At 56.3% G+C, this 25,252-nt stretch carries 18 protein-coding genes and 3 pseudogenes; 8 read left to right on the forward strand and 13 right to left on the reverse strand.

Annotated elements, in window-relative coordinates:
* Positions 1–45: 45 nt before the first annotated feature.
* Positions 46–519 (reverse strand): annotated as a pseudogene (locus J2J98_RS26190) (transposase); the annotation flags it as partial.
* 98 nt (positions 520–617) lie between these two features.
* Here J2J98_RS26190 and tnpA point away from each other — a divergent pair.
* The 4 genes and pseudogenes from tnpA to J2J98_RS26210 all read left to right on the forward strand — a co-directional run bounded on the left by tnpA (position 618) and on the right by J2J98_RS26210 (position 3,310).
* On the forward strand, positions 618–986 hold the full coding sequence (gene tnpA / locus J2J98_RS26195; RefSeq protein ID WP_138396816.1) for an IS66-like element accessory protein TnpA: 369 nt from the start codon (positions 618–620) through the stop codon (positions 984–986).
* Positions 983–1,330: an IS66 family insertion sequence element accessory protein TnpB gene (gene tnpB, locus J2J98_RS26200; RefSeq protein ID WP_003554417.1), complete on the forward strand. Its 348-nt coding sequence runs from the start codon at positions 983–985 to the stop codon at positions 1,328–1,330. The genes tnpA and tnpB overlap by 4 nt, the downstream gene beginning before the upstream one ends.
* Before the next feature lie 63 nt (positions 1,331–1,393).
* Positions 1,394–3,014, forward strand: a pseudogene (gene tnpC, locus J2J98_RS26205) (IS66 family transposase).
* On the forward strand, positions 3,014–3,310 hold the full coding sequence (locus J2J98_RS26210; RefSeq protein WP_138396828.1) for a hypothetical protein: 297 nt from the start codon (positions 3,014–3,016) through the stop codon (positions 3,308–3,310). The pseudogene tnpC and the gene J2J98_RS26210 overlap by 1 nt, the downstream one beginning before the upstream one ends.
* Before the next feature lie 15 nt (positions 3,311–3,325).
* On the opposite strand, the pseudogene J2J98_RS26215 reads toward J2J98_RS26210, so the two are convergent.
* Positions 3,326–4,060 (reverse strand): annotated as a pseudogene (locus tag J2J98_RS26215) (IS256 family transposase); the annotation flags it as partial.
* Positions 4,061–4,587: 527 nt separating this feature from the next.
* Complete coding sequence (locus J2J98_RS26220) at positions 4,588–5,052, reverse strand: Lrp/AsnC family transcriptional regulator (protein ID WP_115097769.1); 465 nt, start codon at positions 5,050–5,052, stop codon at positions 4,588–4,590.
* Between the two features lie 186 nt (positions 5,053–5,238).
* On the opposite strand from J2J98_RS26220, the gene J2J98_RS26225 reads away from it, so the two are divergent.
* The 4 genes from J2J98_RS26225 (at position 5,239) to J2J98_RS26240 (ending at position 11,626) form a co-directional block, all read left to right on the forward strand.
* Complete coding sequence (locus J2J98_RS26225) at positions 5,239–6,642, forward strand: aspartate aminotransferase family protein (protein WP_207603910.1); 1,404 nt, start codon at positions 5,239–5,241, stop codon at positions 6,640–6,642.
* A 167-nt stretch (positions 6,643–6,809) separates the two neighbouring features.
* Positions 6,810–8,219 carry an aldehyde dehydrogenase family protein gene (locus tag J2J98_RS26230; RefSeq protein ID WP_168333668.1) on the forward strand — a complete coding sequence of 470 codons (1,410 nt, stop codon included), beginning with the start codon at positions 6,810–6,812 and terminating at the stop codon, positions 8,217–8,219.
* An 80-nt stretch (positions 8,220–8,299) separates the two neighbouring features.
* A complete protein-coding gene (locus tag J2J98_RS26235; RefSeq protein ID WP_207603911.1) occupies positions 8,300–9,601 on the forward strand; it encodes an aspartate ammonia-lyase in 1,302 nt (433 codons plus the stop codon).
* 642 nt (positions 9,602–10,243) lie between these two features.
* Entirely contained in the window at positions 10,244–11,626 is a 1,383-nt protein-coding gene (locus J2J98_RS26240) for a CapA family protein (protein WP_168333670.1), read from the forward strand.
* Between the two features lie 84 nt (positions 11,627–11,710).
* Here the strand turns inward: J2J98_RS26240 and J2J98_RS26245 are convergent, their stop codons facing one another.
* The 10 genes from J2J98_RS26245 to J2J98_RS26290 form a co-directional block, all read right to left on the reverse strand.
* Entirely contained in the window at positions 11,711–12,880 is a 1,170-nt protein-coding gene (locus J2J98_RS26245) for a M20 aminoacylase family protein (protein WP_168333671.1), read from the reverse strand.
* Positions 12,881–13,095: 215 nt separating this feature from the next.
* The gene (locus J2J98_RS26250; protein ID WP_207603912.1) at positions 13,096–14,022 is read right to left on the reverse strand and encodes a LysR family transcriptional regulator; all 927 of its coding nucleotides are present in this window, start codon (positions 14,020–14,022) and stop codon (positions 13,096–13,098) included.
* A gap of 231 nt (positions 14,023–14,253) precedes the next feature.
* Positions 14,254–15,687: an amidohydrolase family protein gene (locus J2J98_RS26255; protein ID WP_246569470.1), complete on the reverse strand. Its 1,434-nt coding sequence runs from the start codon at positions 15,685–15,687 to the stop codon at positions 14,254–14,256.
* A gap of 36 nt (positions 15,688–15,723) precedes the next feature.
* On the reverse strand, positions 15,724–16,896 hold the full coding sequence (locus tag J2J98_RS26260; RefSeq protein WP_207603913.1) for a M24 family metallopeptidase: 1,173 nt from the start codon (positions 16,894–16,896) through the stop codon (positions 15,724–15,726).
* Positions 16,897–17,668: 772 nt separating this feature from the next.
* Positions 17,669–18,442 (reverse strand): aspartate/glutamate racemase family protein, encoded by a 774-nt coding sequence (locus J2J98_RS26265; protein ID WP_183605072.1) that lies wholly within the window; start codon positions 18,440–18,442, stop codon positions 17,669–17,671.
* Positions 18,443–18,533: 91 nt separating this feature from the next.
* Positions 18,534–19,607, reverse strand: a complete 1,074-nt coding sequence (locus J2J98_RS26270) for a DUF2817 domain-containing protein (RefSeq protein WP_168333674.1) — start codon at positions 19,605–19,607, stop codon at positions 18,534–18,536.
* A gap of 128 nt (positions 19,608–19,735) precedes the next feature.
* A complete protein-coding gene (locus J2J98_RS26275) occupies positions 19,736–20,950 on the reverse strand; it encodes a M24 family metallopeptidase (protein ID WP_246569471.1) in 1,215 nt (404 codons plus the stop codon).
* Positions 20,951–21,126: 176 nt separating this feature from the next.
* Positions 21,127–22,902: an ABC transporter permease subunit gene (locus J2J98_RS26280; protein ID WP_168333675.1), complete on the reverse strand. Its 1,776-nt coding sequence runs from the start codon at positions 22,900–22,902 to the stop codon at positions 21,127–21,129.
* Between the two features lie 17 nt (positions 22,903–22,919).
* On the reverse strand, positions 22,920–24,041 hold the full coding sequence (locus tag J2J98_RS26285; RefSeq protein ID WP_168333676.1) for an ABC transporter ATP-binding protein: 1,122 nt from the start codon (positions 24,039–24,041) through the stop codon (positions 22,920–22,922).
* Positions 24,042–24,131: 90 nt separating this feature from the next.
* The gene (locus J2J98_RS26290) at positions 24,132–25,235 is read right to left on the reverse strand and encodes a polyamine ABC transporter substrate-binding protein (RefSeq protein ID WP_207603914.1); all 1,104 of its coding nucleotides are present in this window, start codon (positions 25,233–25,235) and stop codon (positions 24,132–24,134) included.
* Between the last annotated feature and the right edge of the window lie 17 nt (positions 25,236–25,252).

Consider the following 25,252-nt stretch of genomic DNA (forward strand, 5'->3'; position numbering starts at 1 on the left):
CTGGCGGCTGAGTGCCGTGCTTTCCGCCCCAGGTCGGAGCGATTGTCAGCGGGCCACAGCGGGCAAGCTGATTTGGGGATCATCGCTCATTTGTGCTATGGTCTCAAGGGTCAGGTATCTGCCTCGCTGGACGGTCCACTCATCGTTCGCCTCCATGAGCAATGCGCCAACGAGACGGACGATGGCTTCATCGTTGGGAAAGATGCCGACAACCTCGGTGCGGCGTTTGATTTCGCCGTTGAGACGCTCAATTGGATTCGTCGAGTGTAACTTCGCCCGATGCTCTTTCGGGAAGGTCATATAGGCGAGCACATCGTCTTCAGCTTCATCCATGATGGTGGCAAGCTTCGGGACTTTCGGTCTGATCTGATCGGCAACACTGCGCCATTGAGCGCTGGCCGCCGCCGGCGTCTCCTGGGCAAAGGCCGTTGCGATGAAGGCGGATACGACCCGCCTCCCGCTCTTGCCGGCATGCGCCAGCACATTCCTCATGAAGTGAACGCGGCACCGCTGCCATGGTAACCGCCCGATTGGAACCGCCTGCCGCCTAGCGCCCTGATGGCCTAAGACACGTGTTTAACGACGTCGTTAGCGACGTGTCTTAGGCGAGGATTGCGATGCGCGTTGAAATTCTTGGGCAGGAACGTCGACGGCGGTGGCGCGAAGAAGACAAGCTTGCAATTGTCATGTCGGTTGGGGTTTCTGGAGCCACGATCACAGAGATTGCTCATCGTCATGATGTAACGCGGCAGCAGATATACGCCTGGCGTAGCGAGCTCAAGAAGAAGGGGCTGCTCCCGGTGTCTTCGAATGCATTGTTCATTCCCGTCGATCTGAATGCCGTGCAGAACGATGCCCCTGAATTGAGGGAGAGCTGCTCCGGGATGATTGAGCTACGATTGATCTGCGGCCGCACGCTTCGTTTCGAGAGTTCTATGGCTCCCGATGTCCTGACGCAGATTATCCGGGCAGTGGAAGCAGCATGATTGGGCCTGGGACCGGCGTTCGGGTGTATCTTGCGTGCGGGATCACGGATATGCGCAAGGGAGTAGAAGGCCTTGCCGCGCTTGCGCAGGATGTTTTGCGTCAGAAGCCGACTGGCGGCGCGGTCTTCGCCTTTCGCGGCAAGCGTGGCGATCGTTTGAAGCTGCTGTATTTTGATGGCCAGGGCTTCTGCCTGTATTACAAGATCTTGCAGAAGGGGCGGTTTCCTTGGCCTTCGGCATCCGACGGGACTGCCCGGCTGACGTCGGCCCAACTGGCGATGTTGTGGGAAGGGATCGATTGGCGTCGTCCTGATTGGGGTGCGCCACCGGCCCGTGTCGGGTGATTTTATCCCACTGAAACCACTGGTTTTTATGAAAATTTATCCTGGCTCGTGGTAGTCAGGATCATGTCTAGCGCGACGACAAATCTTCCGGACGATCCAGCCTTTCTCAAGGCAATGATTGCCGCTTTGCAGGCGGAAAACGCGAAGATGTCGGCCACATTGCAGGCGCATGATCAGTTAATCCAAACGCTGCGGCTGCGCATTGCCAAGCTGAAGAAACAGGTCTTCGGCAAGTCGTCTGAAAAGATTGAGCGTGAAAGAGCAGTTGGAACTGGCGCTTGAGGATCTGTTGATCGCCGCCGCTGAAGGCAGTACGGCGCCAATCGATGAACCTGATGAGGCGGCGTCTGCTGTTCCCTTGGCGGATACGGCTGAAAAGATCATGCGCCGGCGCCCACGCGTCTCGGACAAGGCGGTTCGCGAGCGCCGAGAGCTCGATCCTGGCTCCTGCTGCCCGGAATGCGGAGGTGAATTGCGTCTTGTCGGTGAGGACGTCAGCGAAATCCTCGACATGATCGCCGCGCAGATGAAAGTCATCGAAGTTTCTCGACTGAAGAAGTCCTGCCGCTGCTGCGAGAAAATGGTGCAGGTGGCAGCACCCAGCCGCCCGATACCGGGCAGCATGGCCGGCGCTGGCCTCTTGGCGTACATTCTGGTCTCGAAGTTCGACGACCATTTGCCACTGTACCGTCTGAACGAGATCTTCGCCCGCATGGGCGCCGACATTCCCGACAGCACGATGGTTGATTGGTGTGGTCGCGCCATGCAGGTGCTTCAGCCTCTCATCGAGCGGATCGAAACGGCGGTCATGGCAAGTGACCTGCTTCATGCGGACGACACCCCGATCAGGGTGCTGGATCGCTCGCTGCGAGACAAGGGGTTGGGCAAGGGTGTGAAGAAGGGCAGGATCTGGACGTATGTCCGCGATCAGCGTCCATGGGCAGGCAGTTCCCCGCCCGGTGCAGTCTACTATTTTGCTCCTGACTGGAAAGAAGAGCACGTCCACCGCCACCTCAAGCAATCAAGCGGCATCCTTCAGGCTGACGGCTACAAAGGATATGGCAAGCTATACGCGCCTGGAGAAAAGGGAGAATCTCGCTTCAAGGAAGCCGCCTGCTGGGCTCATTGGCGACGAGACTTCCACGATATCTGGACATCAAACAAGTCCGAGATCGCGCGAGAGGCTCTCGATCGCATCGGAGCGCTTTACGACATCGAGCGAGGCATCAACGGCCAGCCTCCTGAGATCCGGCTTGCCGCGCGTCAGACCCAGAGCAAGCCTAAGGTCGATGCATTCCGCCACTGGGCTGAAGCTCAACTAACGCGCATTCCGGGCAAAAGCGATCTGGCGACAGCTTTCCGCTACGGATTGAGCCGATGGTCTTCACTCTGTCTGTTCCTCGACGACGGCCGCGTCGCGATCGACAACAATTCCGCCGAGCGGGCACTGCGTCCGATAGGCGTGGGAAGACGGAACTGGCTCTTCGCGGGAGCCGATACGGGAGCGGAGACCTTGGCACGCGCCATGACGATCATCGAGACGGCAAAGATGAATGGTCTTGATCCGCAGGCCTATCTGGCAGACGTGCTCGATCGCATCCACGATCACAAGATCAATCGGTTAGACGAATTGCTTCCGTGGAACTGGTCGGCGATCACCACAATCGACGCGAAGGCAGCCTGATGGCGACAGTCACCTACGTCCGTACGATCAAATTTGTTGCCGAAATCCTCGAAGAGGACCCGGAGCTTCTTCAGGCAATTGTCTCCAACGATGATAATCTGAGCTACGGCAGCATCATCTCCGTGTACACCGGAGACGACGAATCGGTGACCGCACTGACAGACGACGGCATGGACGAATTGGAGCAGACGCTCAAAGATGCCCGCCGCTCACCCCAAGAATGGAACGACTTCCTCGACAGCTTTGTTGACGACGAGCTGCTCGTCGCTCGCATCAAAGCAAAATCTCGGCGGTAGCAATCGGGCGGTTACCTGCCATGTGGCGTTGAGAACCTTTGAAACGGCAGCTTTGATGCCCTCATGCGCATCGGAGACAACCAGCTTCACCCCGCGTAGACCTCGGCGGGTCAGCCGACGCAAAAACTCCGTCCAGATTGGCTCAGCTTCCGATGTGCCGACTTCCATACCCAGGACTTCGCGCCGACTGTCGCTGTTGACGTCGACCGCGATAATGACGGCGACTGAGACGATGCGGCAGCCACGCCGGACCTTGAGATAGGTCGCGTCGACCCAGACATATGGCCATTCGCCTTCAATGGTTCGGTCAAGGAACGCCTTCACCTTAACGTCGATCTCTTCGCACAGCCGCGACACCTGGCTTTTGGAGATGCCACTCATCCCCATGGCTTTGACCAGGTCGTCGACAGAGCGTATCGATATCCCTTGGATATACGCCTCCTGGATAACAGCCGTCAGAGCCTTCTCCGCCATCCGGCGCGGTTCGAGGAAGCTCGGAAAGTAGCTGCCCTTGCGCAGCTTCGGAATGCGAAGCTCGACTGTGCCAGCTCGCGTCTCCCAATCGCGGTCACGATAGCCATTGCGCTGCGCAAGCCGCATAGGGTTCTTCTCCCCGAACCCTGCACCCGTAGCTGAGCCGACCTCCAGTTCCATCAGCCGTTCAGCGGCAAAGCCGATCATCTCGCGCAACAAATCTGCATCAGCGCTCTTCTCAACGAGCGAACGCACGTTCATCATGTCAGTGGTCATCAGTGATCTTTCCGTCAGGTTGTGTCTTGAACAACCCGATCCTAGCGGAAAACACTGATGGCCGCCCGCACAGCCCCTCACTCGCTACAGCGCAATTGGGGACGCGCTCGCGAGAGGCTGTGCTACCGCCGAGCTACACCACTCGGTGGGACACGATCCGCGAGGGCTCGCGGCATGGCTTAGAAGACTACCTCGAAATGAAATATCTTTGCATGGGAGGGCTCTAAAAGTCGCAGGAGTGCCCGCTGTGCATGGCACGGAATTCCCTGCGCCCGAACGACGCTGTGCCCGCGTCCGTCCATATTAGAGTATCCGTCTGAACGAGAGGCGTTTCTCCCAGACAGCCTATGCTCCAGTCGGATTCCGTGGCTCTCCGAACGGCCCGATGCGGTCCTTCATCACCATTGGCGCTGTGATGTGGCCCAGTGCCTTACATGCGCCACGCCGCATCTGGCGAGCAGGGAAAAAAGCCTTGATGAGTGCGGCGCAAGAGAAGACGATACCTTGGCCTGGTCGACCAAACACTCTCAGTCTTCGATCGGAAAGGCAAATCCAGCCTTCACGCGGTCCATGACAACCATTGTTTTAAACCCTTTAATATCATTGTTCTCGTAGAAGAAACGACGCGTGAACTGCTCGTAATCCTCCATATCTTTTGCCGTAACGACGAGCAGGAAGTCGGCGTCCCCGGTTACATAGTAGCCGATCATGACTTCGCGCGTGTTTTTGATTGCTGCCTTAAAGCGATCGATGATGTCAGCCCTCTCTCGCTCGAGGGATACCAGGACGACGACCGTCACATGCCTGCCGACTGCCTTCGGCGACACGATTGAAACGTCAGCCTCGATGACGCCCTCGGCCCGCAAGCGTTTGAGCCGGCGCTGGCAGGCTGTCGGTGAAAGATGTGCTCGTTCTGCCAGTTCCTCGGACGTGAGCTTGTTATTCTTTTGAACGGCGTTGAGAAGCGCGATGTCCGCGCGGTCGAGTTCCATGGTCGTGAAATCCTGCACCTAGCTTTGAAATTCGCAGAATTCCTGCATAGGCGGCATTATATTGGCCGTCAATCTGCATCAGTTTGGCGCACATTGCGACCATCGAAGATAGATGCGGGAAATCAGCGGAGCATATCACGCTGGCCTTCAGCCGCTTCACTCCATCGCGCTACGGAAGGGCTCACAATGACCATCAACATCAAGGACATCGCCGAGAAGGATCGCAACTCGGTACTGCATCCGTTCACTCAGCTGAAGGACTTCGCCAGCGGCAAGCTTGGCGAGCCGACGATTGTTGAAACGGGCAAGGGTATCCGCATCCAGGACGCCTACGGCAATCAGCTCATCGATGGCTTTGCCGGCCTTTACTGCGTCAATGTCGGCTATGGCCGAACCGAGGTGGCCGAGGCGATCTCGCGCCAAGCCTACCGGCTTGCCTATTACCACTCCTATGCTGCCCACACGACCGACGAACTGGCGATCCTGTCAGACCGTCTGGTAAAGATGGCGCCGGGCAAGATGAGCAAGGTGTTCTACGGCATGTCCGGCTCGGACGCCAATGAGACCCAGGCCAAACTCGTCTGGTACTACAACAACCTGCGCGGTAAGCCCACGAAGAAGAAGATCATCTCACGCGAGCGCGGCTACCACGGCTGCAGCGTTGTCTCCGGTTCGATGACCGGCATGAGCTTCTACCATGATCACATGGACCTTCCCCTGCCGCAGATCACCCATACCGGCGTGCCGCATCACTACTGGGGCGCCAATCCTGGCGAGACCGAGCGGGAATTCTCCGCCCGCCGAGCCCTTGAGCTCGACCGCCTCATCGAACAGCTTGGGCCTGACAATGTCGGTGGTTTCATTGCTGAACCCGTGCTTGGTACCGGCGGTATCACGCCGCCCCCGGAAGGCTATTGGGAGGCTATCCAGGCCGTGCTTAAGAAGCACGACGTGTTGCTGATCGCTGATGAAGTCATTACCGGTTTTGGCCGCACCGGCTCGATGTTCGGCTCGCAGCATTATGGCATCGAACCGGACCTGATCACGGTTGCCAAGGGCTTGACCTCTGCCTATTTCCCGCTCTCGGCTGCGATCGTCGGCGAAAAGGTCTATCAGGTGCTGGAAGACGGAGCCGACAAAGTCGGCGCCTTCTCGCATGGCTATACCTATTCCGGCCACCCGATCGGTGCGGCCGCGGCCAACGCCGTACTTGATATTGTCGATAAGGAAGATCTGCCGGGGAACGCTCGCGACGTTGGCGCCTATTTCCAGGCGCAGCTCAAGGAGAAGTTTGCTCAGCTGCCGATCGTCGGCGAGGTGCGTGGTGTTGGCCTTATGGGTGCCATCGAGTTCGTCGGTGACCGCGAGAACAAGACCCGTTTCGATCCGTCGCTGAAGGTGGGCGCGCGCGTCTCGAAGGCAGCTCGCGACGGCGGTCTGATCGCCCGTGCAATGCCGCATGGCGACATCCTCGGCTTTGCCCCGCCGCTTGTCACGACAAAGGCAGAGATCGACGAGATTGTCTCGATTGCCGAAAAGGCCGTGCGCTCGGTCATGGACGACCTGGTGCGCGACGGCCAGAAGATCTGACCGTTAGCGACTTGCGCTTTCCGGGCCATCGCGGAACGGCCAGTCGCAATCAGATGGTCGCCGCCGACCCAACAAGCGGGCAAAGGCTGAGGGATGAGACCTCACCCTGCTCGAAGACCATACCCGCCGCTCTTGCAGGCATTTCATCAGGGAAGGGAAGTTGGCCTATGACCGCTGCCAAACTTCATATTACTACGGGTCTACAGCCCGTATCCGTTCACAGCCCCTTTGACGGCTCTCTGATCGGATCAATCGACATAACGGACGCATCTGACGTCAGCGAGCTCATCATCCGTGCTCGCCGCGGGGCCAAGCTCGCGCGCGACCTGCCGCGGCACAAGCGGGCAAGTATCCTCGAGGGAGCTGCGCAACTTATCGAGCGCCGTCTCGATGCCTTCGCCGAGACCATCGTGCGCGAAGCTGGGAAGACAATCGTTCAGGCGCGCAAGGAAGTCAGCCGTTGCGTTAACACGCTGAAACTTTCTGCCGAAGAAGCAAAGCGCAATGCAGGCGAGATCGTGCCGTTTGATGCGTTTGCCGGATCAGAGCAAAGACAAGGTTGGTTTACGCGGGAGCCGCTCGGAATCATCGCCGCCATAACGCCTTACAACGATCCGCTAAACCTGGTCGCCCACAAGCTCGGTCCAGCAATCGCAGGCGGCAACGCCGTGCTTTTGAAGCCGTCCAATTTGACGCCGTTCTCCGCTATCAACTTGGTGGACGCACTGATCGAAGCCGGCCTGCCGCGCGATGTCATCACAATCGCTCATGGTGACAGGGAACTTGTCACGGCCTTGATCACATCCCGCGATGTCCGCATGGTGTCGTTTACGGGTGGATTTGCAACGGGCGAAGCTATCAGCCGCGCGGCGGGGCTGAAGAAACTGGCGATGGAACTGGGCGGCAACGCCCCTGTCATCGTGATGAATGACTGTGACTTCAGTAAAGCGGTCGATGGTTGTGTTTCGGGCGCCTTCTGGGCAGCCGGTCAAAATTGCATCGGCGCCCAGCGCATTCTCGTTCAGGCAGGAATTTATGAGAGGTTCCGCGATGCCTTCGTCGCCGGCACGAAGAAGCTAAAGTCCGGCGATCCATTGCGCAACGATACGGATATCGGGCCGATGATTTCCACCCAGTCTGCCGAGCGAACTGAAGCGGCCGTCAATGACGCGATCGCTGCTGGAGCTAAACTGCTGTGCGGACACCGACGTGAAGCCTCCCTCTACCACCCGACAGTGCTCGAAGGAACGCCGGTGACGTGCAAGCTGTGGCATGAAGAGGTATTCGCGCCCGTCGTCATGTTGGCACCGTTCGACACCATCGATCAGGCGATCGAGATGGCCAACGATCCGGACTACAGCCTGCATGCGGGCATCTTTACCAGCAATATTAACGTTGCTCTCGACGCCGCCAACCGCATCGAAGCAGGCGGTGTGATGATCAATGACAGCTCCGACTACCGCTTCGATGCCATGCCGTTCGGTGGTTTCAAATACGGCAGCATGGGTCGCGAAGGCGTTCGTTTCGCTTACGAAGAAATGACCCAGCCAAAAGTCGTTTGCATCAACCGGGGATGAAAGTCTGGCTGGAACTGATGCTGGGTTATCCATGATCCTGGGCTGCGCGAAGAAACGCAGTTTGACCAATCGAGGCAATAATGTCTAACACGACTCGTATTGAACACGATCCCCTCGGCCCGGTGAGTGTGCCGGCAGATCGGTATTATGGCGCGCAGACGGCCAGAGCCCTCGCAAACTTTCCAATCTCCGGCATTCCGGTTAAGAGCATGCCGTCCGTCATACACGCACTCGCCCACGTAAAGATGGCTGCTGCACAAGCAAATTGTGACGAGGGTTTGCTTTCGAGCGAAAAACGAGACGCGATCGTGCTGGCTTGCCAGGAAGTGCTGGCGGGTAAACACCACGACGAATTTCTGGTCGACGTCTTCCAAGGTGGGGCGGGCACTTCCACCAATATGAACATGAACGAGGTACTGGCCAATCGCGCGAGCGAACTGCTGGGCGGAGTCAGGGGCGAGGGGCGTTTGGTTCATCCAAATGACGACGTCAACCGATCTCAATCAACAAACGATGCCTACGCGACTGCCGTACGACTTTCCGTGATCCCGGCAAGCCGCCAACTGCGCGATGCCCTTGCGGATCTCGCCGCCGCCCTTAAATGCAAAGCGGAGGAGTTTGCAGACATCCGCAAACTCGGGCGAACACAATTGCAGGACGCTGTTCCGATGACGCTGGGACAGGAGTTTGCAGCGTTCGCGACGACGCTTCTGGAAGACTGTGACCGTCTCGATGAGACAGAGCGATTGTTCCTGGAGGTCAACCTCGGCGGTACAGCAATCGGCACAGGGATCGCAGCCACGCCATCCTACCGATTGCGCGCGATCGAGAACCTATCCCGCAACATGCAACTCCCAGTCGTCGGATCAACAGACCTGCTGGAGGCAAGTTGGGACATGGGTGCATTCATGCTCCACATGGGGCTATTGAAGCGAACTGCGGCGAAGCTTTCGAAGATCGCGAATGATTTTCGGCTGCTATCAAGCGGGCCGCGAGGGGGTATCGGCGAAATTGTGCTTCCATCCCTTCAACCGGGTTCTTCGTTGATGCCTGGGAAGGTCAACCCGGTTGCGGCAGAAGCACTGAATCAGGTCTGCTTCTGTGTGTATGGCATGGATACGACGGTCGGCATGGCTGCCGAAGCAGGGCAGCTTCAGCTGAACGCCATGGAGCCGGTGATCATTTTCAGTATCCACAATGCCATGGAGCTCCTTAAACGATCGATCGGGACATTCGCGAGAACATGCGTCGAAGGGGTTCAGGCCAACGCCGCGCAGTGCGAAGCCAACCTGAAGAATAGCACGGCGTTTGCAACAGAACTTGTGACATCGATTGGCTACGAGGCAGCGGCCGAAATCGTGAAAGCACGATTGGCGAGTTGATTTTTCCGCGGGGAATACGCTGGAGTTTCCCCGCCCTCCGGGGCGAACTGGCTGTCGTCGAATCCGCTTCGACGGCAGCCTCTTTTTAGGATGGGCTGCAACTTGGCAAGGCCGGAGATTGCTCAACCTTTGGTCTGCGTCGTTTGCATATGGGGGCATAAGTGAAAAGGGGACTTCGTGAGCGTTGATTTTGATTTTTATCTGGCACTGCGAGCCGCTCGGGATTGCACAGCATCTGGCGCGAGCGGGATGTTCCCTTCTGCAGAGCGAGGGCAGGCAACTGCAACGGCGTCGCGTGGGTTCAGTTGAGCTCGAAGGAAACCGAGCACAGCTATAGTGAAGTAGGCTTCCAGGTCGGTCTTCAGATATCTGGTCAATTTGGCGGCAAGAAATCTCCGTCCGAGTAGAAGGAGATACCGAAGAGGCTAAGCTATGGAGCAACCGACGCGCCGAGACCCTTGGTGGACAGCTGGCGATGTGTGCCAGAATTTGGCTCTGCAGCCAATTACGCATTGCTTTCTGAGGACTGGTCCGGACCTCCGACTACGGAGCGTACAGGCCGCATGTTCAGCATGCAAAGCAGGATGAGTGATAGTTCATTGAGTTTATAATTCAACGACGAACGACATTGAGGATAGATCCATGACCGAAAAGCTGGCGGTTAATTCTGGGCATGATGACAATGGGCCGGTTCAGCCAGGCCGCTACGATGTCGTTGGCAGCGTTGAGACAAACGTCGCAGATGGTTTCACGCTGGCGGCAGTTGGCGACCTGATCGTCACGCGACCGCTCACAAAGGGCTACCATCCGGGATTTAGTGAGATCGTCGAGATCTTGCGCGACGCCGATGCTACTTTCGCAAATATGGAAACCAACATCCTCGACATTCGGTCGTTCAAGGGAAGTCCACAGGCGGAGCACGGTGGTGCCTATCACGTCAGCCTGCCAGATCTCGGCCCAGATCTGAAGTCCATGGGCTTCAACTTGGTGAGCTATGCCAACAATCATACCTTCGAGTGGGGAGTTGAGGGCATGCGCGAGACATGCCGGGCTCTCGATCAGAATGGAATTGTCTACGCTGGAGTTGGCGAAAACCTGGCACAAGCTGGTGCTGCCCGTTTCCTGGAGACCCCGCGCGGTCGGGTGGCGCTTGTATCATGTGCCTCAACGTTTACGCCAATGTCGCGCGCATGCGATCCGGCCGGTGAGGCCCCGGGCAGACCTGGGCTTAACCCCCTTCGTCTCGAAGAACGGATCGTCGTTCCTCCGTCAATGTTTGAAAGTCTAAGACAAGTGCGTGACGCGCTGCCGAACTATCGGCCCGGTGACAGCAGTTCAACTTCCCTTAAGCTTGCTGGAGCGACGTACACGACTGGCGAGAACGCAGGCTACAGCTACCGACCCAACCCAACCGATGTCGCCGACATCCTGCGCAACACTCGGCAGGGAAAGCAGTTCGCCGATTTCTGCATCGTCACCAATCATGGCCATGAGCCTGGAAATTGGAGCCAGCAGCCTCCCGATTACGAACAAGCGTTTGCACGTCAGATGATCGACGCGGGGGCCGACGCATACATCGTTCATGGGCCGCACCAATTGAGGGGCATCGAGATCTACAAGGGCCGGCCGATCTTCTACAGCGTTGGCAACTTCATAATGGACGACCTCCGGACGCCGGTCGGCGCCGACATGTTCGCAGCATACGGCAAGGATCCGCGAACTGACACCGATGCGGAAGTGACGCTGGCAGAAATGGCAGAAGGATATGAGACGGACGCGGGTTTCACTGATCCGATATTCTACGAGAGCGTCATTGCAGTGAGCCGGTTTGCAAATAATCAGCTCGCGGAAATGCGGTTGTATCCTATCGAACTTGGCCACTCCAAAAGGTTTGCCAATCGCGGTGTCCCACAGCTTGCCTGCGGACAGCAAGGCCGGGCCATTTTGCTACGGATCCAGGAGCTATCGAAGCCATTTGAAACTGAGATCGCAATTGAGGACGGCGTTGGAGTGATCGCTCTGTGAACCCTGAACCGCGCCGAACAGATGGCAGGAGAGGATATTTCTGGCAGACGGGAGTCGCGGAGCTACAGCATGAGAAGCCCGCTATCACAAGGGGGCTGGTAGGACTGTCTTTACAAGGTTCGCCCAGTATCCAATCCCGTATGGAAGAGCCTCATCGTTGAAGTCGTATGTTGGGTTATGGAGCGAAGCTGTTGAACCGTTGCCAATGAAAATCATAGCACCGGGTCGAGCTTCGAGCATGAACGCGAAGTCTTCCGATCCCATGACGGGCTCGAACTGGTCATCTACGCAGATCGGACCCACCAGATTGCGAGCGGCGCTGATGGCGAGGTTCGTCTCCTCAGGAGAGTTGGTCATGATTGGATCAAGCCTGCGGTACTTAAATTCGATCTCCGCGCCATATCCGCTTGCTATCCCGCGCGCTACGGCAGGTATTCGCGTCTCAGCCAAGCCTCGAAGCTCATGCTTCAATGTTCTGACTGTCCCGGACAAAGTCGCGGTTTCGGGTATCACGTTGTAGGACTCCCCCGCGTGCATCTTGGTAATCGAGACGACCAAGGATTCGAGCGGGCTCGTCGACCGAGAGACCAACGGCTGGAGGCCCACGATAATTTGGCCTGCAATCACTATGGGATCGATGTTGCGATGAGGGCTGGCAGCATGTCCTCCTTGGCCCTTGATCACGATATCAAATTCGTCCAGCGCCGCCATAAAAGGACCGTCGCAAATTGCGAACCGCCCAACATCAAGGCCTGGCGAGTTATCCATAGCAAAAACGCGAGATATTCCGAATCTATCCATGATGCCTTCTTGGACCATCCGCTGCCCGCCAAGCGCGTTTTCCTCAGCTGGCTGAAAGATCAAGGCAACGGTGCCGCCAAAATTTGGGGCTTCGGCGAGAAATTTCGCGGCACCGAGCAGCATTGCCATGTGGCCATCGTGTCCACATGCGTGCATTCTTCCAGACATTTTGGAGGACCACGGTTTGTTCGACCTTTCCTCGATGCGGACAGCATCCATCTCCGCCCTCAAGCCAATTGTCGGGCCACCACGATGATTTCCTTCAATCAGTGCAACCAAACCGGTCTCCGCAAGACCAGTCTCGATATGATTTACGCCGAACGATCGGAGTGTTCCTTCCAGGTAAGCTGCGGTTGAGTGCAAATCATAATCAAGCTCTGGATGCTGATGAAGGTGACGGCGCCACTTTGTCGCCTCCTTCACCAAGGGCCTGAAGGTTTTAAGATCGTGCATGGTGCTTTCCTTTGACTTGCGTCCCTGCCGGACCATGGTTCGGTTAAACCAAGCAGGGCGTCAAATTCAGTGTTTCTATACAATAAATCTTGATACGCTATGGATGACATAATGATTATTAGCGGTGCCTCGCTGGCTTTGAAGGGCGAGGCGTTTCGCGGCCACGAACGATGACTTCACAGATGACCAGCTCTTATACTTCGTCTAAGCCAACATTAGGGTGATTGCGGCAATCTCGCCTGCCATCTTCCATCCTTTATCAACTGGCGCACTACCTTCGGAAGCAGCCCCCGGATGGCGGCAACTTCAGCCGAACGCTCATCTCGCGCATTCACCGCAAGAATTACCGACCTCGATATTGATGGGTTTATGATCTTTGCCATTCGTACAAGACCGAGTGACGTTTCCCGCTGGACCGCGGAGGGTGTCAATATGGAGTGAGCTTTACCATCTGCGACCATGTCTATGATCGTTGAGAGCGAATCTATCTCGTACCGGACGTCTAAGAAGACATTGTGCATTTTTGCTGCGTCAGTCACGGCTCTCTGAACACTTGTAACATTCATGGGAACAGCCAGGGGGAAAGCGCTTAGCTGATCAAGAGAAATAACATTTTCAAAAGGGGGGCTGCCCGGAGGGATGATCAGACAGAATTCCTCTTCAGCGAGGACGTCATAATACGAACCGTCATCTTTCATGGTGTAGAAAACAGCGAGGTTGAATCGGCCCGCAACCATCATTTCCTCAATCGAACCGCTCATCCCCTCGACGATCTTTAGCGAGACTTTCGGAAAGCGCTCGTTCGCCATATTGAGTAACTCTGGTGCCATAAAGCGCGCCGGACCGGAGGGCAGTGCGATGGACACTTCACCCACTGGTATCTTCGGCTTGCTGGTAAGCTCTTCCTCGGCAATACTCACCTGATTCAAAATAATGCGCGCATGGTGCAGCAATCGCGAGCCAGCCGGTGTCAGAGTGACGCCGCTACGCTCACGGACGAGTAGCTTGGTTCCTAAGCCGTCTTCCATCTCTCGGACATGAAGACTAAGCGCGCTTTGCGCGACATTCATATACTGCGCGGCTCGGGTAAATCCGCCTGCCTCGGCTATGCCAACGAAATATTTTAACTTCTTAAGATCCACTCTGGTCGTCCGCAACTCGATGAACTTCCAGTAGTATCGCAAATCGAGATGGATAGAAAGGTTTCCGCGAAATTTTGACTGCGGTCGCACTATAAGCGAGTACCGTGTCGTTATTCTCTGCCTATTGGGCTTCCGACGGGCGACCTAGCAACCGATCATCTGAAAAAACGATAATACGGTTTCGGGTTACCGATTCTTTCTCGGTGGCACATAAGCGACGAAACACCGGTCTCAGTCATCGAGCCCGTAAACAGTACGGTTGTTCTTGTAGAGTATCATCCGTGCGGCATCGATGGCTTCCTCCCTCGACAGGCTTCCACCAATGACATGATCCGTCAGGGCCTTTGCCAAGTATCGTTTCCCCCACCGACCTGCGAGCCAATACAACTCCGGAATATGGTATGCATCGCTCGCAAAAAGGATTTTTGAGAGCGGTACCACCTCCATCACCTGCATATATCGCTGATACAAATTCTGATGCACATGAGGCGTCATAATCGAGAGTTCGAGGTAGCAGTTGGGGTAAAGGTGACTGAGCCACGCTGCCTTACCGACCGAGGGATAGCCAGCATGCAGCGGAATAATTTTGGGCATCCGCATCATGTTGTCGCGGTCAAACCGGACAACCTCTTCCAAGTAAAATGGGTCCTGATTTCGTAGGACCACGTCGGGAGCTTCACCGTCACCTGCGTGGATCTGCATGGGCATGTCTCGCTTGAGACACTCCTCGAGGGCGAGGGTGAACGTGTAGCGGCGTAAATCCTTGGTAATTTCCGCGGCAGACTCGCGGTCCATATCAGGCAACTTGTTGAAAGAACTTCTCAGCGCCTCCCAGGAAACTCTTGCAGGAACTCGGTCGTGCAGAGGCCGGATAAGACCAATGAACGGCAGGAGGTAAGATTTCATTCCATATGATTTCTTCCCGAAATTGCCGTTGCCATCTAAAGTCTCGTGCAGCCTTTTGATGTAGCGCTGCTCGAACTCGTCAAAGGAAATGTCGAGATGGAAAAACTCTCTCTGGATCTCTTCAATGCGGCTGATGCGGTTTGACCGGCATGGTAAGATCGCCTCCTCGAAGCGCGCAATCGCTTCGCCACCCCGATCCTCGTGGTAGCCGGTTTCGAGCATGATGTTTTCGTAGTTGACGTCGCGAAACAGGCTGTTCACGTACGTCCAGTAATTCTTGCCGCGCTCATTGCGGGCCTCGATAACCGCGTCCAGTGTCGCCTCGCAGCCAAGAAACTGGGCCAGTTCCTTCACCAGGAACTTGATGAAAATCCCTTGAGAAATGTCACCCGTTACCGCATCTACCTTGCCCTGAATGTCATACATTCTGTTCAGATCATGCCTCCGGGCTTCGTCCCCGGTGAGCCACTCGGTGTAAACGCCCTTTGGAAAGTAAGCCGCCATTGGCATTCCCGCCAAAGAGATGCGCTCCAGGTAGCGCTTTGGCGTAGTAATCGCGTCCTGATCGGTGATAACGTGGCAATGCGTGTCGTCGATCGGTAGTGCATCGACTGCCTCGAATATTGCCGCGAACTCCGGTTCCTGCCTCGAGAGGAATAGCGCTAGGTGCTCCAGGTGATACAAGCCGCTTCGGTTTGAGCTAGTCATCTGAACACTGGCCGTTGAGCCAGTGTGCGAGCCTTTTGGATAATCTGTCATTTGCGGCCTCCTATCGGTTACACCATGACTTTCAGGTCACAAGATTTCGAATATCTCTCTTGGAGCGGTGGTGAGGACATCGACGCCGGTGCGGGTGACCCGAAAGGTCTCGCTGATTACATAGCCGAACTCTTCATCGATCCAGTTTCCAAGCATTAAATGGAAGGTCATGTTTGGTTGCAGCACGGTCATATCGCCGTCACGCAGGCTCGCTGTGGGTTCGGTCCAGCCAATCCCGTGGGCGTAGCCGCAACGGGATTCCTTTGTCAGTCCCTTCTTCTCGATTGTCCGATAAAACGCGTTCGCAACGTCGCTGCAGGTCGCTCCTGGTTGAACGGCCGCGAGCGCAGCATCCAACCCCTCCAGCTGGATATCATGGACTTTGCGGAGACGATCTGACGGAGCCCCGATTGAGTAGGTGCGCATGAGCGCAGCACAGTAGCCATGGCGGGATCCGGCAAGCTCGATGTTGATTTGCGAACCTTGACGGAAAGTGTCTTCGGTCCAGGGGATATGGCATGTTCCCGTTCGCGGCGTCGCGCAGATCGCTATTTCTTCGAGCCGCGTGCCCGGCTTTCCGTTGACGCCTCGGATCAAGACCGAGGCAATCTCAGCGCAGGCATCGGCTTCGCGCACTCCAGACCGAATGACCTCTGCGGCGCGGGCAATCGCAGCATCAGAAATGGCCGCTGCTTCCCGCATAATTTCGATCTCAAGATCGGATTTGATGAGACGAATCCAGGTGACTGCCTTCGTGCAGTCGACGACGTTGGATGCCTGCAACCGTCTTTTGAATTTGTCGGCGGTGAGGGTGGCGAGGCTGAATTCCTCAATACCGATCCGCTTGTCTGCAACGCCCGCTTCCAGGAGGTAGTCGATAATAGCATTGTATCCGTCCTTATTCGGGTGAGCGATCAACTGCTCTGGATAGGCAAATATTTTGTCCCTCTCCATAAAGCACTGGTGCATAGCAGCCGGGGCATCCATGCGGCGCAGAATAAAGACTGGCTCTTCCTCCGTCGCAAGAACCACCAAGGCTTGAGGTACATAGGCTGATCGAGCAGTGTAACCGGTGAGATAAGTGATGTTGTGCTGATCGGACACAACGAGCGCCTCGACATCTCGGCGCGCCATTTCAGACTTAACCAATGTAAGACGCCGCAGATATTCGCTCCGAGGGAACGCGGGTGGTGCCTTGCTTATCGTCATGTCGGTCATCCTTTATATGAACTTTTTGCTGACAGACCAGTCGCGCGTTAAGAGCAGCGTTTCGAGCCACACCCGAGCGTAGGATCACGGGGTGACGGACTCCATGAGCATTCTGCTCAGGGTCGTGATGTCGTAGACCGGCAGTCCGGTGGATTGGCGAAGTGGCTGTGCAATTCGGGGGAACATGGTACACTCGAGCAACAATGCCCGGATTTCAGGATGTTTCTCCCGCAACCGATCTAAGCACGAGCAGACATCCTCTCGCAGGACACTTAGGTCTGTTCGCACCGGCGGTCGTGCCATTTCGTTTTCCCAAGTTGGCGTGTTTTCAATTCCGCCAACAACCACCCGTGAAATGTCATGTGGATCTGACAAGCCGAGCAGTTCGGGCCCACAGTGAGTGGAATCGAAGGTGAGGACCGCAAGCTTTGCTTCGCCGGACAACTGTCGAACGATCATTGGTATCAGCAAAAGGGCTGACAGAGCAACCCGAACGCGGACAGCAGCTGCAATTGCGGCCTGGTGCCGAATGGCAAAGCCACAGTCTGCTATAATCGCTGTAGCTCCACGGCTGGCAAGGTGCTGCGCTGCTACGATGTAAGGTCCTTCCAGGTATGGATCACCGCGAACGACAACATCCGCCCATGCCCCGGGAACGGTCTCTCGAATGGTCGGGAACGCGAATATCGATGCGTCATGCAAGGACCCAGGTAAAGGTGAGCCGTTTGGGTCAGATCCTGGCTCGAGATCCAGAATTCCAAGGATGCCGTTGCTAACTGAGAATCGTTCTTGACACATGTTCGCACCAGTGGCTTGTGAGGGATAGAAAACCCGGGATGTCACGGGGACTGATCGCCGCCGTGTCGAACCTGACTGGGCTGACTTCAATGAGCATTTTCGCCAGACCGACATAGTCGGCAATCATCAAGCCGGTCTCACAGCGCACGGCGTCGGCCGCGAGCGGGAAGGCAGCGCATTCGAACACAAGTGCGGCAACGTCAGGCTCACGCTTAAGCAGCGATCGTGTGGCTATCATCACATCTTCGACGATGGCCGACGCGGGTAGGTCGGGAATCTGCGCGGCCAATCGCGTCCACGTCTCAGACCCTTCGATGCCGGCTACGGCGACATCGATCTGAGCCGATGACCATCCGGCTGCCGCAAAGTGTTTTTCTCCCATCCGCGTCGCATCATAGGTAAGGATGCCGACTTTCTTGCCCTTGGGAACAGTCGTCGCAGCGAACGGCACCAAGGAGAGGCTCGACAAGGCGACCGGGACCTTTACGGCTGCTGCAAGCTGCCTTTGGAATAGCGACGTAAATCCGCAATTCGAGGTGATCGCCGAAACGCCGTCGTTCTCCAATTGCCGGGCGCAACGGATATAGGCGTCAAGAATATCCTCGTCCCCGTCCATAACAGTTCTGACCGTGGCCCCTGGGACCGCATTTTGTAGGGTTGGAAACGAAAATGTATTGGGATTGCAAAGCGACCCGGCATGAGTGATTGGCAGGTTTTCCAAAAGAAGGAGACCCAGGGTCTTTTCCACTTTCCACCTCCAAAACTGAGAACTTCGTTCTGCCTAGAGCGAGATCAATTTTCGCGGGCAACAGGCGGCTAAACCTACGAATTCAGTGGCATCATTTCGCCTGCGTCAGCGCTGCAAGAGCCTGGCGATGGACCTGGTCGCAGCGAGGCTGGACCATTTCCTGCCAGTCTGGCCGTGCGGGGTTGTAGTGTTCCCGCGTGGCGTTTCGTATACGCTTCCCAATCTCGGTGTTGGCTTGGTCGGGGCGGTATGCGAAAAGCCAATGATCGTTGCGCAGGACTTCGCGGCCTTTGTCCGGGCTGAAGGTGCCAAACTCCAGGCACACATAGGTGTGCCGGCTGCCCAGTGCACCCTGCCAGAACTCGTCTTGCGTACCCGTGATGGCGACTGACGATGAGGTTCCAAGATCGGGCGACGTCACAGATGGTCCAAAGATCTCCAAGGCTCGATGATACCCGTCAAGACCCGAGGAGGTTTCGGTTTGAAGCTCGCCATAGCCATAGGGGCCAAGCCCGGTGTGATAATCAACAATGATCACGTTTTGTCGCTCTGCAATCCTGTAATCCATGCAGATTTTCTCCAAGACTAGCCGCGGCTCAGACGGGCGCTTGCCTCCGAAAAACATGCCTTCGGGTCGGGAATATTGCCCTTTCTTCCGTGCCGTCTGAAACGCGGCCTCGCCATGGGTCGCCCGGAATTCGGCGATCGCGTGCTCTGCGACTGCCAAACTTTCGACTGAGAGGTCCGATGGAACAAGATGATCTGCCAACTCGTCATAGCCCGGATTTTCTGGTAGCGGCTTGGAGAAATCGACGAAATTCCGATTGAGGTCGCATCCCTCGGCAGTGACGCGCCGGTCCCAGGCAAAGCCATATGCGTTCAAGGCGTGAATTAAGAGAATGCCAACAGATTCCCCGAGGCTATTTCCCAACTGCGACTGAAGAAGGGACAACTGCGCTGCGGATCCGCAATAGCCCTCCACACCATGCGTGCCTGCGATAGAAACAAGCACGTTGTCTGCATCGGGGTCTCCGAGATAGGCGACATCCGTAGAGAGTGGCTGGCCTTCAGGTCCACTGTGGCTCGATCGGTAAGATTGGACCTTCGTCGCGTCTAGAAAACGCGTGCGGGCTTCGAAATAGGTAACCGAAAACAGGTTCTTCATGGCGTCTTTATCGCTATGGGGTGGGCGTGCGCTGGCGCCACAGGATGTGGCGCCAGCTCAGAAATCCGCGACTATGGCGCAGGCGAAGCATTCTATTTCCGGCTGGACAAGAAGCTCACTGCACGAGGCTACGAGATGGAAACTAACTCTCGCTCGAACTGCGTCAGAGGCTCATTTCCTTCCTCAGTCACCAGGAAGGATTGCGTGATCGCGATGCCAGTGTCATCGAGCCAAAGACCGGACATGCAATGAAATGCCATGCCCGGCTGCAAGACCGTCGTGTCTCCCGGACGCAAGCTGACCGTACGCTCACCCCATGTCGGCGGGAAACCAAGGCCTATCGAATAGCCGAGGCGTGCTTCCTTCTCGAAACCATGTTTGGCGATCGAGCCGCGCCATACCAGCTCGACCTCTTCGGCCGCCATGCCTGGACGGATGCTGCCCATCGTTGTGTTCAATCCCTCGACCACCGCCGCAGCAAGCCGGCGGTAACTATCCGGCGGCTGGCCCAGAAATACTGTGCGCGTCATCGGGCAATGGTAGTGAAGGCGCGATCCTGCGATCTCTATGTTGAGTGGCGCATCTTTCTTCAAAGGGCGATCGGTCCACAGGCCATGTGGTGTTCGCACGCGTTCATCGGCACAAAAATGCGGAGGGCTTGTCGTATAGACGCCACCGGCGTCAGTTAGCCCAGAAATCTGCGCCTTGTATATCTCTGCAACCACGTCGCACTCGCGCACACCTGGGGCGCATTTTGCGACTGCCGCCGACATCGCGGCATCAACGATTTGACCGGCTTGGCGCATATAGGTCTGCTCTGCGCTGCTCTTCACCAACCGTACGCGGTTGACCAAAAGTTCGGCATCCTCGAACCGTACGTTCGGCAGGGAGCTGACAAACTCGGCGTGGATCCGGGCAGTATAATAATACGCCCCCATCTCGACGCCGATTACACCTTTGTCGAGGCGCCGTTCCTTCAATATCTCAGATACCGGTTGAACGGGATGTGAGGTGGTCGATTGAACGAAACTGTCTGGATACGCGCGGATGTTCTCCTCGCGCAAATAGGTCGTATCGCGCGCCGAAACGGCGTCCATGAACCGGCCGATCCAGATCGGTTGATCCTCGTTGGCGGCGACGACAAGAAACAGTGGAGCATAAAACGCCCATGCGTCGAAGCCCGTCAGATAGAAGATGTTGGCCGGATCAGAAAGAATGAGAGCATCAAATCCTGACGCCTGCATTTCCACTTTTGTAGCGGCAAGGCGCGCCTGGTACTCAGTTTCGGTGAAATAAAGGGCTGGCATAGCGGCTCCTGTTGGCTCGGACTTGGAAACAGTCATGCGCTTCTCGCAGCAAGAGACCTGCTCCATGGGATCTAAATTTGCTTCCACTCTCTGGAGGAAAGCTTCGAATTTATCGGCTGCTCGAGAGGCTTGGCGAATACGCCAAACAATACGAGCGAGAGGTTGGTGGCGGGAATTCGAGAGTATGTCCCGCCACGGAAGGCCCTTGTTTATTAGGCGGTTGCCTCAAGGACCGTATTCTGAGAGCTGCTCCTGGCGCGCCACCAAGTGACGTAAAGCGCGATCATCCACAGGATCGGAAGAAGGGTCAGGAGAGACGCCACGGCGGCCACGGTGGGATCGATCTCGTTGCGAATGTTTTCCCACATTTTCAGTGGCAACGTGCGGACCGAATATCCGCTGACCAAAGATGTCACGACCACCTCGTCAAACGAATGGATGAATGCGAAGAGCGCGCCGCCAATGATCCCCGGTCGGATCAGTGGGAATGTCACCCGCATAAAAGCGGTAAAAGGTCTAGCGCCCATGCTTTTCGCCGCCTGCTCCAAGCGCCTGTCGAAATTGGCGAGAGTCGCGGAAACAATAACGACGACGTAGCTGATTGCGCCAATCGTATGGGCAAGCACGATGCCCGTCTCAGTTCCAATAAACCCTAGATTGACCAGGCCGAAGTAGCTCGCCACGCCGACGACAATGACGGGGATCGTGATCGGAGCAAGAATCACCATTGTCAGCCAGCCTCGAATATCTGATGCGATCCGGCTAAGGCCATAAGCTGCCAAGGTCCCGAGGACGGTCGACAGAGCCGCAACGGCCAAACCAATCTTGATGCTGGTCCAGGCTGCGCCATACCAGGCTTCGTCACCGAAGAAGCTGCCATACCACTGAAACGAGAATCCGGAGGGAGGAAACTGTAGCGTCGCATCGCTGCTGAACGACATGATGATCACGACGACTTCGGGAAACAGCAGGAAGAAAATGACAAGCGTCAAGGTGAGAATGCCGGCAAAACGCGACCATCCGCCACCAACCCGAGCCTGATAAAGTGCCTTGGACCATTGTTTGGATCTTGAAGCGACCGAAAGCTCATTCAGATACTGCTTCACCGCTCGGAGCAGGCTGAACCGTTCCATGAAACCCTTGCGTAGTTTCGGTGCGCTGTCTTGTGTCCCCGAGAGGTTCAGCCCGAACACAGAGAGCATCACCACGGCAATCGCCAGAAGGACGAATGAAGAGGCGCTGACTGAGCCCATATTGAACCCGGTCGATACTTGGGAGGCAATAAAGGTTGAGAGCATCGCGTCTCCTAATCCACCCAACGCCGCTGGCGTGATGTAAAAGCCCAGGCAGATGACGAAGACCAGCAGTGTTCCGCTTCGAACACCAGGCATGCTCAAAGGGAAGTAAACCCGCCAAAAGGCTGTCGATGGCTTCGCGCCCATGCTTTTGGCGGCCGCAATTAAGGATGTGTTGATGCCGAGCATGACACTCACAAGCGGCAGTATCATCATCGGCAGCATGATGTGAACCATGCCGACATAGACAGCGGCGCGATTGTAAATGAGAGGTAGAGGGCTGGAAATAAGGCCCCAATTCATGAGGGCGCTGTTGATCAAACCATTGTCCCCGAGGATCACGACCCAGGAATAGGTGCGCGCCAAACCGCTTGTGAGATAGGGAATAACGACGGGAACGATCAGGACCATGCGCGCGCGCTTAGACGCTGTCGAAATTAGATATGCCGTAGGATATCCGACCAACAAGCAGATGACCGTCGCTATTGCGCTGATCTCCAGAGTCTGTAGCAAGACCCGGATGTTGGCATACTGCCCCAAGAACGAAGAATAGTTCTGAATGCTGAAATTAGGTGCGTTCAGACTTTCGAGAAAAAGCTGGACGGTTGGTACGCCGAATACAACGAGCAGAACCGCCATAGCCGGTAGTACGAGGATTATAGGAGCACGGCCAATTCTTTGAAATACTTGCATCTGTGTGCCTCCCCGGTTCATTCATCGAGCAGACGGACGTCCGCCCGAAGCCAGTCGAGACGCACCGATCCACCGGGGGCAAAAACCTCTTGGCCAGACGCCACGTGTTGACGCACTATTAAGGATTTGTCTCCGACACGGACCTGATATTTCCTCAGGGGTCCGGCGTAGATCATTTCTTCTACAATTCCGGTGACGATCTGGCTCTGACCGAGTTCAGCCGGTGCAGGGGAATTTACCGCAGAGATCCGGACGCGCTCAGGTCGAACCATCGGCACTTTCCCGCGGAAGTTCTGATCGTTGAAGCCAAGCTCCGGTGAATCCAGAACATTTGCTTCTCCCAAGAAGTTGGCAACGAAGCGAGTAGCTGGCCGGTCATAGAGTGCTTCAGGCGTGTCCAGCTGTTCGATTTTGCCGTTCCTCATAACCACGATGCGGTCCGAGAGCGTGAGCGCCTCTTCCTGGTCATGCGTGACGCAAATTGTGGTTTTCCCAAATTCGCGGTGGAGCCCCTTGATCTCCCCCTGCATCTGTTCTCTGAGGTTCCTATCCAGAGCGCCAAGTGGCTCATCCAAGAGAAGGATCGGAGGATCAGCAATAAGGGCGCGCGCAAGAGCGACACGCTGCTGCTGACCGCCGCTGAGTTGCGATGGCATGCGCTCACCAAACGAGTCCAGATGAACTCGCTTGAGCATTCGTTCAACCAAAGGAGCCCGCTCGTTCGCCTTCATGCCCCGCATTTCAAGCGGGAACTCAAGATTTCGTCGGACCGTCAGGTGCGGAAATAGTGCGTAACTTTGAAAGACGATCCCCTGGTCTCGGCCGTATGAAGGCACAGCTGCGACAGACTTGCCTGAGATCAGGATGTCGCCCTTCGTCGGGGATTCAAATCCTGCCAGCATCATCAGCGCCGTGGTTTTACCTGAGCCGCTCGGACCCAGGATGGTCAAAAATTCCCCGCGCCGAACGGTGAGTGAAAGCTCGGTGACAGCTGCGACCGGGCCATACATTTTGGTGACATCGCGAAATTCGATTTGGGCGGGGACGCGGTCTTCCAATTTCTGATCCTCGGTATTTGCCTGTTTTGGCAGTTTCGCGACGGGGTGTTCATCCGACCGCAGGTGAGCAGACTGAGACATGCTGCTGTCCTCCATCCATGGCGCCCAAAGCGCCTGTGTTAGGTTGCCAATGTGCCGACTGGCGACACATTGGCTTCGAGCGTCCGCTGCTTACCGGATGACCCAGTCGCTCCAGCGCTGCACAAGGCGCTGGATATTTGAAAGGCCATCGGGGCCGACTTCGGAATACCAAGCGCCATTCAGAAGGATCGCCTTCTCAAGATACTTGGGATGGCTGGGCAGCGTAAGGCCAAGCTCTTCAGGGATAAGCTTAAATGCGTTCCGGTTGGTGGGGCCTTCCGGATAGAGCTTGGCAAAGGCTGCCTGGTTCTCGGCACGGCTTACGAATTCAACGAACTTCTGGGCATTTTCGGCATTGGGGCTGTTTTTTGGGATGACCCAGTAGTCCCAGGTCATCTTTGCCTGGTTTCGATTGAGCTCCAACGCAGCGCCCTTGGCAATCGCGGAGGCCGCGCGGCCGTCATAAGACATCATGACGTCGCCGGCTCCGCTCAGCATCAGCTGTTGGATTTCGGATCCAGCCGTCCACCACTTGCGGACGTGAGGCTTGATCTTGTCAAGGCTGGCGAAGATCCGGTCGATGTCCATTGGATAGATCTTGTCCGGAGCGACGCCGTCAGCCAAGAGTGCTTCTTCCCAAGGACCTTCCGAGCCGTATTGACCTGAAACCAGGTATCGGACGCCCGGGAATTTCTCGGTATCCCAAAACTCCGCCCAGTTAGTGGGCCTCGCTTTGTCCGCGGGATATTTCTTCGTGTTGTAAACCAGATTGTACGTGTAGAAGAAAAAGCCGACGCCAAAGTCTTGTTTCACATTCGGGACAAGTCCCTCGATATCGTCCTTTCTGAATTTCGAATAATCAATCTTCTCCAGATAGCCTTTCTCGGCAGCTTGCAGGGCCGCACCTTGGCTCATAGGGCCGACATCGATGGTTACGCTATTCGTCTTCTGCATCAGCTCGAGCTGTGCAAACTCGAAGTCTTGAGTCACCGGGATAACCTTGATGCCCGTTTCAGCTTCAAATGGTTTGGCGTAGGCTTCGATCACGTATTTGCCGAGCTGCCCACCGTAGGTTAGTACTCGGACCTCGCCGGCTGTCTGTGCCGAGGCGTTGACAACAGGCGTTGCCAAAGTAGCGACGGCAATGGCGAAGGACGCCTGCATGATTCGTCTGCGGTTGATCAAAATGCTCATCTTCGTTCACCCTCTAT

Origin of the sequence: Rhizobium bangladeshense (assembly GCF_017357245.1) — a bacterium.
GTDB classification, from domain to species: domain Bacteria; phylum Pseudomonadota; class Alphaproteobacteria; order Rhizobiales; family Rhizobiaceae; genus Rhizobium; species Rhizobium bangladeshense.

Bases quoted from the DNA above. Each gene is read 5' to 3' on its own strand.
- J2J98_RS26245 (WP_168333671.1), bottom strand. From the start codon at position 12,880: ATGCACGATCTTAAAACCTTCAGGCCCTTGGTGAAGGAGGCGACAAAG.
- tnpB (WP_003554417.1), top strand. From the start codon at position 983: ATGATTGGGCCTGGGACCGGCGTTCGGGTGTATCTTGCGTGCGGGATC.
- J2J98_RS26210 (WP_138396828.1), top strand. From the start codon at position 3,014: ATGGCGACAGTCACCTACGTCCGTACGATCAAATTTGTTGCCGAAATC.
- J2J98_RS26285 (WP_168333676.1), bottom strand. From the start codon at position 24,041: ATGTCTCAGTCTGCTCACCTGCGGTCGGATGAACACCCCGTCGCGAAA.
- J2J98_RS26220 (WP_115097769.1), bottom strand. From the start codon at position 5,052: ATGGAACTCGACCGCGCGGACATCGCGCTTCTCAACGCCGTTCAAAAG.
- J2J98_RS26280 (WP_168333675.1), bottom strand. From the start codon at position 22,902: ATGCAAGTATTTCAAAGAATTGGCCGTGCTCCTATAATCCTCGTACTA.
- J2J98_RS26230 (WP_168333668.1), top strand. From the start codon at position 6,810: ATGACCGCTGCCAAACTTCATATTACTACGGGTCTACAGCCCGTATCC.
- J2J98_RS26255 (WP_246569470.1), bottom strand. From the start codon at position 15,687: ATGACAGATTATCCAAAAGGCTCGCACACTGGCTCAACGGCCAGTGTT.
- J2J98_RS26260 (WP_207603913.1), bottom strand. From the start codon at position 16,896: ATGACGATAAGCAAGGCACCACCCGCGTTCCCTCGGAGCGAATATCTG.
- J2J98_RS26235 (WP_207603911.1), top strand. From the start codon at position 8,300: ATGTCTAACACGACTCGTATTGAACACGATCCCCTCGGCCCGGTGAGT.
- J2J98_RS26240 (WP_168333670.1), top strand. From the start codon at position 10,244: ATGACCGAAAAGCTGGCGGTTAATTCTGGGCATGATGACAATGGGCCG.
- J2J98_RS26275 (WP_246569471.1), bottom strand. From the start codon at position 20,950: ATGACTGTTTCCAAGTCCGAGCCAACAGGAGCCGCTATGCCAGCCCTT.
- J2J98_RS26290 (WP_207603914.1), bottom strand. From the start codon at position 25,235: ATGAGCATTTTGATCAACCGCAGACGAATCATGCAGGCGTCCTTCGCC.
- J2J98_RS26225 (WP_207603910.1), top strand. From the start codon at position 5,239: ATGACCATCAACATCAAGGACATCGCCGAGAAGGATCGCAACTCGGTA.
- J2J98_RS26270 (WP_168333674.1), bottom strand. From the start codon at position 19,607: ATGAAGAACCTGTTTTCGGTTACCTATTTCGAAGCCCGCACGCGTTTT.
- tnpA (WP_138396816.1), top strand. From the start codon at position 618: ATGCGCGTTGAAATTCTTGGGCAGGAACGTCGACGGCGGTGGCGCGAA.